The sequence below is a fragment of the Sphingomonas sp. NFX23 genome (assembly GCF_049887795.1).
Lineage (GTDB): Bacteria > Pseudomonadota > Alphaproteobacteria > Sphingomonadales > Sphingomonadaceae > Sphingomonas.
This window is the reverse complement of record NZ_JAGEKH010000008.1, coordinates 110,277-123,890: the sequence shown is the minus strand read 5'-3', so window position 1 is coordinate 123,890 and position 13,614 is coordinate 110,277. Positions and strand designations below refer to the sequence as shown.

Sequence of the window (13,614 nt, the reverse complement as noted above, 5' to 3'; positions counted from 1 at the left end):
TTCTATAATGCACCGATAGGTGAGGCTCGGCATGCCATGACTTGCGAGAGATATGGACTGCTAGCCGTATCAGTTGCCCGGCAGCTTCAGGCGAGTGCCCGCTTCTTCGGCAGTCCGAAACGTCGACGCGTCGCAACCGGCGTAGATATGAGCGCGGGCTGGTAGAGCCGGACCACAAGGTCGCCGGGCATGCTCTCGCTCTCGTCGTCGGGGCTGACCAGCGTAAACCCACCGCCCGCGCTTACCACCGCCACCGGCCAGCCTGGCTGACCAGCGTCCGCATCTGCGGGAACAGGCTCGACCACGAAGGCAGCACCGCCCTGCATCAGGTCGGATAGGCGGAGGTGGACCATGTCGGCGTCCACAGCGATCTTACCGCGCCATTCGCGCGAGGCGGCGTGACGGCCCGAACTCTCGTCCGGCGCGATCTGGTAGACGCGCTCACGACCGAGCTCGCTAGCGAAGCGTGTACAGACTAGTGCGTTATATGCGTCGTCCGGCGTGGCGGCCAGCAGATGTTCGTAATCGCGCAGGTCGATCGTCTCCTCGCCCAGCACAGACAGCACCTCAATCCGCATCGTCTGCAAGCCCGCCAGTCGCGCAGCCTTGAGGGCAAGGGCCGACCGGTCCACCACCAGCACAGGCACGCCTGCTTCGCGTAGCGCCTCGCCGAGCGCTACCGTGAAGCTCGACGCCCCGACAATCAACAATCCGCTCCGTCCGCCCGAGGCAAGTCCGAGGCGTCGCGCGATCGGCGCCAGCGACAACCCGTGCAGCACGACCGTCGACGCGATCACCGCGAAGATGAGCGGCAAGACGAGCTGAGCGTCGGGATAGCCGGCTTTTGCCAACCGCTCACCCGCGACGCCCGCGATCGCGGCGGCGACGACGCCGCGTGGCCCAATCCAGCCGACCAGCAGCCGCTCCCGCCAGCTAACCTTTGCGCCGATCATCGCCAGCGCGATCGCCAGCGGCCGGGCGACGAACAGGATCGCTAGCGTCGTGGCGGCGATCGGCCAGCTGAGCATCAGCACGGTCTGACGATCAATATTGGCGGTCAGCAGGATGAACAGGCCGGAGACGAGGAATACGGTGAGCGCCTCCTTGAAGCGGCGCAGCTCCTGCAGCCCGGTCACGTCGATGTTCGCCAGCACGACGCCGAACAGCGTGGCGCCGATCAGCCCCGTTTCGGGCTGCACCGCCTCGCCGGCCGCGTAGACGCCCAGCGCGCCGGCCAACAGAATGGGCGTCTTCAGGTACTCGGGAGCGAGGTCGCGGCGGAACAAGGTCCGGATGCCAAACGGCACGACCAGGCCCAAGGCCGCGGCGATGCCACCGCCGACCAGCGTCCGCCATGCAAGGTGCAGGACGGCGTCGCCGGTGCTCATCGTCGTCGACAGAGTGAGGAAGCTCAGCACTAGCAACGTGACCGTGGCACCAATTGGATCGTTGACGATCGCTTCCCATTTCAGGAACGACGCCGAGCGCGGCTCCAGCTTTGCCTGGCGCAGCAACGGCATGATGACGGTCGGACCGGTCACAACCAGGATGGCGCCGACCAGCACCGACACCGGCCACGACATGCCCGCGACGAAGTGCGCCGCGAGCGTTCCGAATACCCAATTGAGCGGTAGCGCCACCGCCACTAGCCGCAGTACGCCCGATCCCGCCGAGCGGAGCTCCCGCAAGTTCAAGTTTAGCCCGCCCTCGAACACGATGATCGCCACAGCCATCCCGATCGCCGGGCGCATGACCTCGCCGAGTGCGACCGACGGTCGGATAATACCGGCGACAGGCCCGGCCAGTGCGCCGATAGCGAGCAGCGGGATGATTGCGGGCAGCTTGAGCTTCCAGCCTAGCCACTGACCAAAAACGCCTGCTACCGCCACTCCGACCACCAGGAGCAGGATCGTATCTTCCATGTAGGTCACCTCACGCGAGCGGCAGTCCATCACGGCCGTCCAGGCGTGCATGGCGGGTCGGTGCTGCTCTTGTCACGGGCATTCGAGTTGAGATGAACGAGTGACCGGTGCCGGGCAGGCGCCAAGGTCGTTTGGACGTCGCTTTCTGGGTCTATAAGCTCACTTTTCGGACTAGTTCTGGCCGGTTGCCAGTTCTATCGTCCCGTGCGGTTTTCAGCTCCGCCTCAGCCGCGCCCGCGACAGACGCCGGTCCTCAAGCGAGTAGTACAGCCAGACCTCGCCGTCGCGGCTGGTGACGGAGGCGGCGAAAGCGATATCGCTTGCCGTCCGGTCGGGTACAGGCGGCGGTGTGATCAACGGCTCAATGCAGCGGTCCACCACGCGGGTCAGTTCCTTATCGAACGCGATCCAACCGATCCGCCAGCGCGCATCGTGCGTCGCCCCGTTGTAGAACATCACTGGCATCTCGGGGTCGTCGAGCAGCATCGGGCCGGTCGACAGGTGCCAATTGTCCCACCCGTCCTCGCGCGGCATAAAGGGTGTCGGCTGCTCGTCCCACGGCCCATCCACCTTGATACCGATGGCCAAGCCGACGCGACTGGCCTCGTCGGCCGCATATTCGTAAAACAGGCTCCACCGCCCGTCCTTCTCGCGATCGACCGTCGCTTCCTTCGTGTTGCCGAGCGACTTTGTGGAAGCAAGCGCGACGCCGATCTTCACCAGTTTCTCAACACTGGGACCAGCGGCGTAAAACATCTCGCCATGCGCCATGTCGGCCTCGACGCCGGTATAATAGACGACGTAGCTGCCATCCTCCATCTTCACGACGGTCGGATCTTCCACGCCGCCCGAATCCTTTTCGCCCGTAGCGCCGGGCAGGATCGAGGGCTGGTCAAGCATCGCGAAATTGACGCCGTCGTTACTCCAGCCGGCCCAGATGATGCCGGTATCGGTCATCGCCTCGCCGGGACGTGTGACCGCGCGCACCATGATGCCGAACCGGCCGTCGGGTTCCAACCAGACATACGGGCTCATCAGGTCACGCGCCATCAGCAACGGCGGGCCCACGAGCTGGATGTCCTGCAACTCCTGTACATTGAAATCGACCGAGCCGGACGAGGGATCGACCAGCACCTTGCGGTCCCCCGTCACGCTGTCAGCGGGCAGGCGCGACCAGACGATCGGCACCCCTGGCGCGACCTCCGATTGATTGGTGGCGCCGGTCGCCGATGACGGTCCCGGGGACATGCCGCCGGTCATGCGCCGAGTGCTTGCATAAGCGACAGGCCACCGTCGATCACGATCCGCGCGCCTGTGATGTACGACGCCTTGTCCGAAGCCAGGAACACGGCAAGATCGCCGACCTCGTCTGGCCTGCCCGCCCTATCCATCGGGATGTTGCGTTCCAGCGTCTTTCGATAGACTGGATCGGCGCTGGCGCGCTCGTTCATCGGCGTCAGGATCATGCCCGGCTCGATCGCGTTCACGCGAATGCCGTTGGGCGCCTCCTCGATCGCGAGCGTCTCGATCAGATTGGTCAGGCCGCCCTTGGCCGCGCAATAATCCGCGCCGCCGGCCCGCACAGCATAGGCGTGGATCGACGATATGTGGATGATCGCGCCGGGGGTGTTCGCCGGCCGGTCGCGCACGAAGCGACGCGAGGTGAGGAACGCGCCGGTCAGGTCGGTGTCCAGCATGCGCTGCCACTGCGGCATCGTCATCTGCCGCACAGGGACACCGGCCATGTTGATCCCGGCGGAGTTGACCAGCACGGTCACGAGCCCGAACGCCTGCTCGGCGGCTGCGAATGCCGCCTCCACCGATGCCTCGTCGCCGACATTGCACTGGACCGCGATCGCGTCGCCGCCTGCCGCCTTCACCTGGGCGACGGTGTCGCTTCCATCGTTACGGGCATCGTGGAACAGCACCACCACCCTGTCGCCCAGCGCGCCGAACGCGACCGCGCAGGCCGCGCCAATCCCGCTTTCCGCGCCGCTCACCAACACGCACCTGCCGTTCGCCATCCTGTCGCCCTTTTCGAGTCTCATCGAGGCGTATCGGCGCGAGCTTCGACGTGAGCAATTCTCATTTTTGTCATGTCGTGGAGGCGAGCTGCCTGCGGGTGCTGAAATAAGCGATAGTTGCGTTCTGATGCTAGGTATCGTGTCGTTCGGCTGACAGGAGCAAAATGCTAACTTCCGGAACCGTAAGCGCGCGACGAGAGTCGCGTGATGGGTCGAGCAGGCTTAATCAGGATTCCGCCGCGCCGCTGCTGCTTCATACCGCGTCGCTATGTTCGCTTATGCATCCCAGAAGCCGGTCTTTCGTCCGTGATGCTGCTTGAGATCCGTCACATACTCGGCGTGGTTTCGATGTCGGGCAAAATCGTCGATGCGCCGGGCGAGATGCTCGCAGGTCTTAAGATGGCGAGCGGCGTGGCCGTAACGCTTGTACTTGGCAGCATCGAGCGAGCGATCGATCATCGCTCGCAGCAAGAGTGTGGCAGCGAGCGGATGACGTTGTTCGAGCGCATCCGCGGACGGGGTTAGCAGCCCGTAGTGGTCGCCGTCGAGTTCGTCGGTCCGAGCCATGATGAGGCCGGCAGCGCGGTCAAGCGCAGGCCAGTCGACCAGGAAGACGAGCGCCTGATGGAAGGAGGGATGACGTGAGACGTGGCCCAGAGCCCGTTCCTCTGCCTCCATGTCGTCGAAATCCGGCAACCGCTTGAGGTGCGCCCGGAGATAGCTGGCATTGAGACCGCGCTCGAACGCTTGCCAGCGCTCGTCCTGTGCCTCGCTGGATCGCCCAAGGGCGTACCTCGATCCGGACGCGCTGCCAGTCGGGCCAATGGCCGCCTAGTCGAAAACCGTCTGCCGCCTTGTCGAGCGCCGCCAGAGCCTCGCCAGCTCGATCGGCGGCCAGCATCCGCTCAGCTATCGCCGCTGCGATTGCGGGGCTGGCCCGTTCCTTGTCCGAATAGCGGTCTGCAAACCCGTCGACGTCGCCGAGCGCATCGGCGATCTCGGTCAGCGCCGACCGGACGAGGCGCCCATGACGACCGCGCTCGTAATCGTCCTGGTAGATCGGCCCGCGCGTATTCAACCCGATCACCCGGCGTTCTCTGCCTGGAGCGCCTATGGGGGCGTTAGCCGCCAACGTCTCGAATTGCGCCTTGAGCCGGTTCAACCCATCAGGTCCTAGCGCCGGCGCCGTCAGGGTGATCAACTCGGCGAACTGGCCATAGTCGTTCGCGCAGACGGCCGCGAACACCCGATCGGCCAACGCGCCTACCGGCTGGCCGGCCTCAACGGCGATAGCGCCGAGATCGTCCCGTGCGGAGTCGATGACGCTGCCGATCGCGCCGTTGCTGTCGTCACACCGCTCGTAGATCGAAGGAGCCATTTCCAGCATGCGCCAGAGAAGGTCGAACGCCTCACCCGGCCTCGTCGCCGCGACATGGACGGCGATCGCCTCGCGCTGGCCCTCGAGGTCACGGGCGAGTTCCTTCACCTTGCGCCAGTCGACGAACGAGCGCGATTTGCCGATGGAGACGAGCCGCTTGCGGATCTCGCTTGCGACGTCACCGCCGCTGCGGCTCGCCAACTCGATCCGCAGCCGGCGCTTGGCCGCCGGGTCACCGGCGGTAACGTCGAGCAACAGCTCCGCCAGGCGCTCGGCTCCAAGCGCGGCGAGGTTCTTCGCATTCAGCGTCGTCTCGGACGGCATGCACCTCCGTCACGATCAGGGCTCGATCCGTCAAGCGGCACTTCAAGCTGGGGACCGGTTTACGCCATATGAGGCCACTGGGTTCTAACGACGGAAATCAACTATCCCATGCCGTTCAGCCCGCTCAATGAGCCAAACGGCCGCCCGGCAAGGTGAACGAAGGGCCGGAGATGAGAAGCAATAAAATGGCGTTGAACGACGAGGAATGGGTCCAAGTAGGATTAGCAATCACAAAGGGGACGGCATAGGAACACAGTTCGCCAGACTAAACGACAAGTTCCAGGATGCCATCGTGCGCCAGGAGGGGATCGTGACGCGGTACATTTCGCGGTGCAAGCGCTGACATCTCCTCCGTGTGAACATCAAAGCGAATGAGCCGCGCCCGGCCAAAAGCGGTAGTGAGGGCGGTATCGGCAGCGTCGCGGCCTACTGCCATCAAAATGCGGCCGGTGCGCGGGATGCGATGCCGTGCATCGTATGCGTGCCATGAATTACCGAGATAAACCTCGAACCAGGCATGGAAATCCATTGCGACGTCAACGGGCGGTACGCCGATGTCGCCCAGGTAACCGCTGCAGTAGCGCGCCGGGATGTTCATGCAGCGGCACAGGGCGACTGCGAGATGGGCAAAGTCACGGCAGACGCCGACCCGTTCTTCATAAGCCTCGTAAGCGGTCCTCGTAGCGCGGGCGTGGCAGTACCCGTAGGTGACATGCTGATGAACGAAGTCGACGATCGCGCGGACGCGCGGCGCCCCTGGTGCGGTTCGGCCGAACAAACGCCAAGCCTCTGTCGTCAGGCGGTCGGTGTCGCAGTAGCGACTGCCCAAAAGATAGGTCAGTACCTCGGCCGGGAGTTCCTCAACCGGTTTTTGGTCAGCGGGATACTGTGGATCGGGTTTGCCGCTATCCTCAATGACGAAGTCGCAGGACAGTGTCGTCGTGCCGGTTGGCAGCATCAGGCGGGTGCAGATATTACCGAACGCATCGCGGTAGTCTTCCCGATCGGTCGCCGCGCCGATGTACATTTCGTACGGTGATCGCAAATCTGCCAGTCGCGAAGGGTGGAGATTGAGCATGGCGATAACCGGTGTCGGGGCATTGCAGTCGAAGGTCAGGGAATAGCCAGCGTGGATGAGCATAGTGCCTCGTCGAGAAAGTACCCGCGATGAACCGGACCGGCCGCCGTTGATGTTTACCATAAACCAGCGGCGGGCTCAGTGGTTGCGTTCCCGCGTAATGAGCTCATGTTCCTCTGACAGAGTCCTGCGCGAGACGTGGATGATCTGGGCCCTGAGGAGTGAGTCTAGTCAACATGCTACGTCACGGAGTGCAAATCGTGGGGGCGCAGTCGCGCCCCCACGAGGTCTCAGATTTTCACGCGTCGACGGGTGAAGTAGAAGCCTCCGTTGAAGCCGAATGGACCGCCGTTACGTGGATAGACCTGACCATCCGACGTGCCACCGTTGAGCGGATAAACCTGCACCGTTGAGTTGGGCGACAGGCGATCAGGATGCTCGTCGGTGAAGTTTTGAGCACCCACGGAGAGGGTGAAGTATTTGCGCAACCATAGGTACATGAGTGAGCGGCCGAAGTCGGCGTAGGGGCGGCGCCTTTAAATGTTCGGGTCATGACGTGATGACCGTAGCCATAGGACGGGAGTGTCGTCGAAAGCGCGAATTCCGAGGGCGATGGACGGTTGATTTCGATCACTGCCGGTTGCGTCAGTCGCGATCCACTGGCCGGCCGATCCCAGCAGCTACGATCGCATCGCGGACGCGCCGGAAGAAGCTGGCGGGCAAATAACCATAGCTCACCGCCGGCTCGCGACCTGCGATGGGTCGAATGTCGTAGCCGGGCCATGCGAACCGGTTCCACTCGGTGATGATGATCCACGATCGGTCACCGGACAGACCCAAGTCGCGGCGAACGGCTTCCGGCACCTTGATCGCCAACTGATCGCGGGTAGGGGCCTTGGTGGTCAGCGGCACGACGTGCACCTGATCGATCCCATCCTTCTGACGGGTCACCAAAACGACGGCGACGGGCCGGTCCTTTATACCTTCATCCCGGCCTTTAACGTACTCATATTCCCACAAGTAGCTGTAGTTGAGGACTTCACCCGGTTGCGGCAGCGTTGAGCCTTTTTTCGGCGTCTTGGGCGCCGCGGCCGGGTTCGACGCCGCAGATGGCTTCGAGGGTTTCGTCATCAAGATCCTCCACGCGGCCGGCGATCCGTTCACGACGGCGCAGGCGCTCATATTCATCGACGGGGACCATGACGAAGCGCACGCGGCCGTTCCGGCTGACTCCGACCGGGCGGATCATCGCCTCGTCGGAATAGCGGCCGAACTGCTTTTGCAATTCGCCCGAGGGTACGATTTCCATGCTCGTCGCCATGAGCGGGTGTTCCTGTGCTGGATGCGTTGCAGGTTGCTACCCGCGCGGCGGGATCTCGATCGCATGCAGGCTGCTGCCGGTACGCGGGGGGCTCGATCGCGCGTGCGGGCTTAGCCTGCACGTGCGGGTTTTAATAGAAACACGACCGGATTAAAGCCGATATCGATGAAATAGGGAAAAGGGGGATAATCGTCAAGATATCGGAAGGCTGGAAGACCGACTGAATCGGGAGAACTGGAGTGACGGTTTAAGCTCAAAAAACTCGGGAAACTATTCTAGCGATAAAAGTCATTCCCGCTAGAAACATGCTGGCGTCAAATTGAGCGTTCGCGTACCTGTCAGGCGATGAAAAACGTGACATCCGGCCTATTTGATGATCGAGCGACCCGACGTGTCACACGACGCCGAAACTGACACGAGCTTGGCCGGCGACCTCGTCGTGGCCGATCAGGTCAACGAACTCGCAGCATACCTACCCGATCTGGCGCCGGACGATCGCGACCGCGTCGATGGCTATGTCGCTCGCGCGTCGGCAGAAGCGACGTTGCGCGCTTACCAATCCGACTGGCGGCTGTTTTGTGCCTGGTGCGAGGAAAGCGGTTATCGATCGCTGCCCGCGACGCCGGCGATCGTCGCTGCATTCCTGACCTTACTCGCCGAGCGCGGCTTCGTCCCACGGACGCCGCATCGGGCGCGGGGAGGGCGCGAGGCTTTGGCCAAGCCGTTAGGGCGTTCGACGATCGGTCGACGGCTATCTGCAATCGTCTTTGCGCACCGCGCAGCGGGGTTCGATCCGCCGACGCAACAGCCAGACGGCGCGCGGCTGGAAAAAGCCATGCGTGCCATCCGGCGCGACAAGCGCGACGATCCGTCGGGTAAGAAGCGCCCCGCAGACGGCGACGTGTTGCGTGATATGTTGCGGACGATCGATGGCGGGGATCTTCGGTCGTACCGTGACCGGGCCTTGTTGGCGATCGGAATGGCCGGGGCCTTTCGCCGCTCCGAGCTTGTGGCGATTACCGTGGGCCGGGTGTTGGACGATACGCGCGGGTTGCTGGTCCGCGTTCCGACGTCGAAAACCGACCAGGAGGGCAGGGGGCATAGTGTCGCCATACCCGATGGTCGGCGCCTCGAGCCCGTCCGGCATTATCGCGCCTGGCTTGAGAAAGCCGCGATCGACAGCGGTCCGGTGTTTCGAAAGCTGACTCCGCAAGGGCGGCTCACCGAGCAGCCGATGAGCGGGCAGGGTGTGGCGCTTGTCGTGAAAGCCGCTGCCCGATCCGCGGGCTATCCGGAGGGCTTATTCTCCGGCCACTCGCTGCGGGCTGGGTTCCTGACGGAGGCGGGGCGACAAAATGCCAATCTGTTCAAGATGCGTGAGCATAGCCGGCACGCCTCCATCGACATGGTCGCGGAATACGTGCGCGATCATGAGCGATTTCGCGAACATGCTGGAGAGGGGTTTTTGTGATTTCGTCAGTCGCCGGGCTGGGGAGAATAGCGCGAGTGGCACCAAAAGTTCGTGCTTTCGACGACACTCCGGCTGCTCACCGCTCCGTCATCCCAAATTACGTCCGGGTTAAACTCGACGATTCAAGAATCAGGTAGCACCGTCCCAGTCGATGCTGCGGCCCGCTGAACGACCTTCGTGTCGCCGGTTGTTTCGTCGTGCAAAATAAGATTGATGTCGTTGTCGGAGACAGGGGGCGGCGCACAGAACGGAGCCAGTTAAACGCTAACGATCGATAGTGACGGAAAACCGCCAAGATCGGGTTTCCGCCTACTCAGGCAAAGCGACAGGGTTTGTCGTCCAGGCTGAGCCTCAATTAATGACCACGTCCGTGGCCACGGAGGTGCCATCGGAAATCATGTCAGACCGTCCGAAAACTCCGGGATGGCCATGCCATTAGGCGCGCGCTGCGCTGGAGGGCGCGTGAGGCAGGATTTCTGGATTGGATCGCTCGTCGGCGGCCCAAATCCCTCACATTGGGCATCGTCAGCGCGATATTCTCTTGAGAAATGGATGTCCGGCCTTTTCAGGCCTGCGCGGCGCGGAGCAGGGCGGGAATGCCGAGGATGTTGATGGCTCGCCGCAGGTTGTAGGCGAGCGCTGTCAGGCTGAACTCGGCATTGACGTTGGCGAGACCGCGCATGAGGAACGCACCCTGGTTCATCCACTGTTTGATTGATCCAAACGGGTGCTCGACCGTCTCGCGTCGCTTGTCGAGAATATCGGGCCGCGCGACAAGTCGTTCGGCCATGCGTTCAAGCACAGCCTCGTTTTCCCAGCGATCAATAGTTCGCCGGGAGCCTGAAGTGCATTGCGGCTTTAGGGAGCAGGTTTGGCAGGCCCGCATATTGGTATAGCGGATAGAGATATGCTCGTCCTTGCGGGTGCGGGTATAAGGATCAAGGCGATCACCACTCGGGCAGACGTAACAGTCGGCCTTCGGGTCGTAGTGAAATTCGGTCCTGTTGAAATAGCCGCTTGCAACCGCCGAGCCGCGCTGCGGCCGCGCGACATAGGGCACGACGCCGATATCCTCGCAGGCAGCAATGTCCTCGCCCTTGTAGTAGCCCTTGTCAGCGACTGCATCGATACGTTCGACGCCCAGCACCTCACGCGCGGCCCCGGCTGTCTGGGCCAGGAATCCAAGGTCGCTGCCCGAATTGGTGACGTTCTGCTCGACGATCAGCTTGTATCGGGCATCGACCGCGACCTGTGCATTGTAGCCCACCCCGACCTTGGGGTGCATCGCCATCCCCCGGGCATCAGGGTCGGTAAGTGACAGCTGGCTCTCACCGCTGGCGACCAGTTCGGTGAGCATCGCCTGGTGCAGCTCACGCCGTGTTCGCACCCGCGCGAGCTTCGCCTCGAGCGTGGCCGAACGGCGCGCCGCGCCTTGCGCTTCGATTTCCGCGCGGTCGGCCCGATCAAGCCGTCCCAAATACTCTTCGATCCGCTCGTCGGCGAGCTTGATCCATCCGGCCAGCTTTTGCTGCGTGAAGTTGCGCTTGCGGCTGTTCACCGCCTTGAGGCGCGTGCCGTCCACGGCAACCAGTTCCCGCCCGAACAGATCGAGCTTGCGGCACAGCAGCACGAAGGCGCGAAACAGCGGCTTGAATGCTGCCCGGTTCACGCGCCGAAAATCCGCGATCGTGCGAAAGTCGGGACGCAGGCCACCCAGCAGCCAGATCACTTCGAGATTGCGCCCGGCTTCCGCCGCCAGGCATCGGCTTGAGCGGACCCTATTGAGATAGCCATAGAGATAAAGCTTCAGCAGATCCGCGGGATCGTAGCCGGGTCGGCCCGTCGCCTTTGGCCGAAAGCGGTCAAAGCCCAGTTCCCCCAGATCCAGATCGTCGACAAAGGCCGCGATGAAACGCACCGCGTTGTCTGCCGCCACATAGTCATCGACCGAGGCTGGCAGCAGCAGCATTTGATCGCGCGATTGACGTTCGATGTAGCCCATGCCCGATCATACCGGATACGAAACCTTACGGGAATCCATCAGGCGGTTTTCGGACGGTCTGATGTGTTTTCCGACAGTCTCAAAACGCTGCGGCAGCCTATACCAGCGTCATGACCAAGATACCGGATACGGACAAGAGATCGCAGGTTTCACCGGAATCCTCATTTTTGCACCTGAACGACGGCGCCCGGCATCATCGGGTCGCCCGGAGCAATGACGAGGTAACGGCGCATGTCGCCTTTTGCGTCGCTGACGATCTGGCGGAGCGGTCCGAGCGTGTTGACTATCGCGCCGCCCGCCGGATTGGTCATGAACTTCGCCAGAGGCTGGATCACGCCGCTGCCATCAGCGCGGGAGGATAGCCCAAGGACATAGGGCATCTTTGGACTGAGGCCCGCAACCGCCGCCTGCAAAATCTGGACTTGGCCCTGATCGAACAGCGTGACCTGGCTGCGCCCAGTCCCGGAAAGAGTCAGCTGGATCTTCATGCCGGCCTGGGCGAGCGGCATCAGGTTTGCACGGCCATCGCCTACCGGCACCGCGCCGGGAACGTAGGCCACGCCTTGGGGCCCCTGACCGATCGGAATCGTCGCGATAACGGTGTTGCTGGCGGTATCGATCGCCGCGACTGCGTCGGCGTTCTCCAGCCCGACATACATCCGCGTACCGTCGCCCGACGGCCAAAGGCCGTGCGGGAGCGCGCCGACCGGGATGTTCGCGACCTGCGCGAAGTCGGTGGTGCGGAACACCTTGACGACGTTCTCGGTGCCGACCGTCACATAGGCGAACTGGCCAGCCTTGGTGCGGGCGATGTTGACGTGGTTGGTGATCGCGCCTGTGTCGAACGTCTTGAGCACTGCGAAGGGTGGCTTGGCGTCGAACACCATGACTTTGCCGACGTCTTTCAGCGTCAACCAGACCTGCTTGCCGTCGGGCGTCGCGGCGATGTCGGGGCAGAACGGGCTCGCCTGCTTGACGCGACCGACGATCTTCTTCGAGGCGGTGTCGATCACAACGGTCTCGGGAGAAAAGCTCGAACAGACGTAACCGTATTTCCCGTTCGGCGAGAAGATCGTCATGCCGGGGCCATTAGGAACGGGGATGCGCGTAGTCGGCGCGAAGGTCTTGCCGTCGAGCACCTGGATATAATCCTCGCCGCGCACCGCGACCCAGACTTCGCGACCGTCGGGGCGGAAGAACGCTTCGTGCGGCGATCGGCCCACATAGGTCGTATGCTTCACGGCATTGGTCGCAGTGTCGATGAACGTCACCGAGTTCGAGCCGATCGAGATCGCCGCCAGCGTCTTGCGATCAGGCGAGAAGCCCATGCCGTGGACGAGCAGCTGTCCCTTGTAGAGCGGGCTGAGGTTCGCGGGGGTCTGGTCGCCGAGTTTTATCACGCCGAGCAGCGTGTTGGTCGACGGATCGATCACCGACACGGTGTTGGAGAACTGGTCCGAGGTGTAGAACCGGTCCTGCGCGCTGACGGGGACGTCGGGGGTCGCGTTCGGCACTTGCTGGGCAAACGCAGGGCCCGAGAAACACAAGGCGGCGCAGGCGGTTAGGGTGAAACGCTTCATGGACGGTCTCCGTGATGGGGGTGACCGGTCGCGGTCGGTTCGGTGTGAGGCAGCAACGCGCCGCCTTCGGATAGGATGCCCTGCATCACCGCGATTTCCTGACGCTGTTCGACGATGATTCCCTGGGCGAGCCGGCGCAGGCGTTCATCCTTGCCGAACCGCAGTTCGACTTCGGCCATGTCGATCGCACCCTGATGATGCGGGATCATCATTCTTGCGAAGTCGCGATCGGGATCGCTTGAATAACCGGTCATCATCGCGCCGTGCATCCGCGCCATCGCCGCATCCATTGCGGACGCGAAACCGTCCGTTTGCGCTAACGCACCCGTCGATACGGACACGGCTATCGCCGTTAGCAAGGCCGTGCGAGATTTCATCGTCATGCCTTTAGTATTCCCATTTATGACACGCGAGCGATGAATGCCGAGCGTGACAGCGTAAATGATCGCGGCGCAGCCATCGATCCAACGCATAAGCATGGTTGTTCTGATCATCTAAAAAGAACGGTAGACAA

12 protein-coding genes and 1 pseudogene are annotated in these 13,614 nt (G+C 62.8%); 1 reads left to right on the top strand and 12 read right to left on the bottom strand.

Annotated features, from left to right (window positions below):
* Positions 1–86: 86 nt before the first annotated feature.
* The 9 genes and pseudogenes from J4O76_RS20470 to J4O76_RS20430 form a co-directional block, all read right to left on the bottom strand.
* Positions 87–1,922, bottom strand: coding sequence for a cation:proton antiporter (locus tag J4O76_RS20470; RefSeq protein WP_426283901.1), 1,836 nt, complete (start codon positions 1,920–1,922; stop codon positions 87–89).
* A gap of 213 nt (positions 1,923–2,135) precedes the next feature.
* Entirely contained in the window at positions 2,136–3,182 is a 1,047-nt protein-coding gene (locus tag J4O76_RS20465; RefSeq protein WP_426283900.1) for a glycosidase, read from the bottom strand.
* A complete protein-coding gene (locus J4O76_RS20460) occupies positions 3,179–3,970 on the bottom strand; it encodes an SDR family NAD(P)-dependent oxidoreductase (RefSeq protein ID WP_426283899.1) in 792 nt (263 codons plus the stop codon). The genes J4O76_RS20465 and J4O76_RS20460 overlap by 4 nt, the downstream gene beginning before the upstream one ends.
* Before the next feature lie 252 nt (positions 3,971–4,222).
* Complete coding sequence (locus J4O76_RS20455; RefSeq protein ID WP_426284009.1) at positions 4,223–4,771, bottom strand: DUF6880 family protein; 549 nt, start codon at positions 4,769–4,771, stop codon at positions 4,223–4,225.
* Positions 4,749–5,648, bottom strand: a pseudogene (locus tag J4O76_RS20450) (DUF6880 family protein); the annotation flags it as partial. The gene J4O76_RS20455 and the pseudogene J4O76_RS20450, both read right to left, overlap by 23 nt.
* A 265-nt stretch (positions 5,649–5,913) precedes the next feature.
* Positions 5,914–6,789, bottom strand: coding sequence for a transglutaminase-like domain-containing protein (locus J4O76_RS20445; protein ID WP_426283898.1), 876 nt, complete (start codon positions 6,787–6,789; stop codon positions 5,914–5,916).
* 227 nt (positions 6,790–7,016) lie between these two features.
* The gene (locus tag J4O76_RS20440; RefSeq protein WP_426283897.1) at positions 7,017–7,214 is read right to left on the bottom strand and encodes a hypothetical protein; all 198 of its coding nucleotides are present in this window, start codon (positions 7,212–7,214) and stop codon (positions 7,017–7,019) included.
* Positions 7,215–7,371: 157 nt separating this feature from the next.
* Positions 7,372–7,677, bottom strand: a complete 306-nt coding sequence (locus tag J4O76_RS20435; protein WP_426283896.1) for a hypothetical protein — start codon at positions 7,675–7,677, stop codon at positions 7,372–7,374.
* A gap of 88 nt (positions 7,678–7,765) precedes the next feature.
* Positions 7,766–8,047: a type II toxin-antitoxin system Phd/YefM family antitoxin gene (locus J4O76_RS20430; RefSeq protein WP_426283895.1), complete on the bottom strand. Its 282-nt coding sequence runs from the start codon at positions 8,045–8,047 to the stop codon at positions 7,766–7,768.
* 373 nt (positions 8,048–8,420) lie between these two features.
* Between J4O76_RS20430 and J4O76_RS20425 the strand changes: the two genes are divergently transcribed.
* Positions 8,421–9,518, top strand: coding sequence for a site-specific integrase (locus J4O76_RS20425; RefSeq protein ID WP_426283894.1), 1,098 nt, complete (start codon positions 8,421–8,423; stop codon positions 9,516–9,518).
* Positions 9,519–10,083: 565 nt separating this feature from the next.
* On the opposite strand, the gene J4O76_RS20420 is transcribed toward J4O76_RS20425, so the two are convergent.
* The 3 genes from J4O76_RS20420 to copM all read right to left on the bottom strand — a co-directional run bounded on the left by J4O76_RS20420 (position 10,084) and on the right by copM (position 13,477).
* Positions 10,084–11,520 carry an IS1182 family transposase gene (locus J4O76_RS20420; RefSeq protein WP_426283887.1) on the bottom strand — a complete coding sequence of 479 codons (1,437 nt, stop codon included), beginning with the start codon at positions 11,518–11,520 and terminating at the stop codon, positions 10,084–10,086.
* A gap of 161 nt (positions 11,521–11,681) precedes the next feature.
* The gene (locus tag J4O76_RS20415) at positions 11,682–13,100 is read right to left on the bottom strand and encodes a YncE family protein (protein WP_051916163.1); all 1,419 of its coding nucleotides are present in this window, start codon (positions 13,098–13,100) and stop codon (positions 11,682–11,684) included.
* Positions 13,097–13,477: a CopM family metallochaperone gene (gene copM / locus J4O76_RS20410; RefSeq protein WP_031392885.1), complete on the bottom strand. Its 381-nt coding sequence runs from the start codon at positions 13,475–13,477 to the stop codon at positions 13,097–13,099. The genes J4O76_RS20415 and copM overlap by 4 nt, the downstream gene beginning before the upstream one ends.
* Between the last annotated feature and the right edge of the window lie 137 nt (positions 13,478–13,614).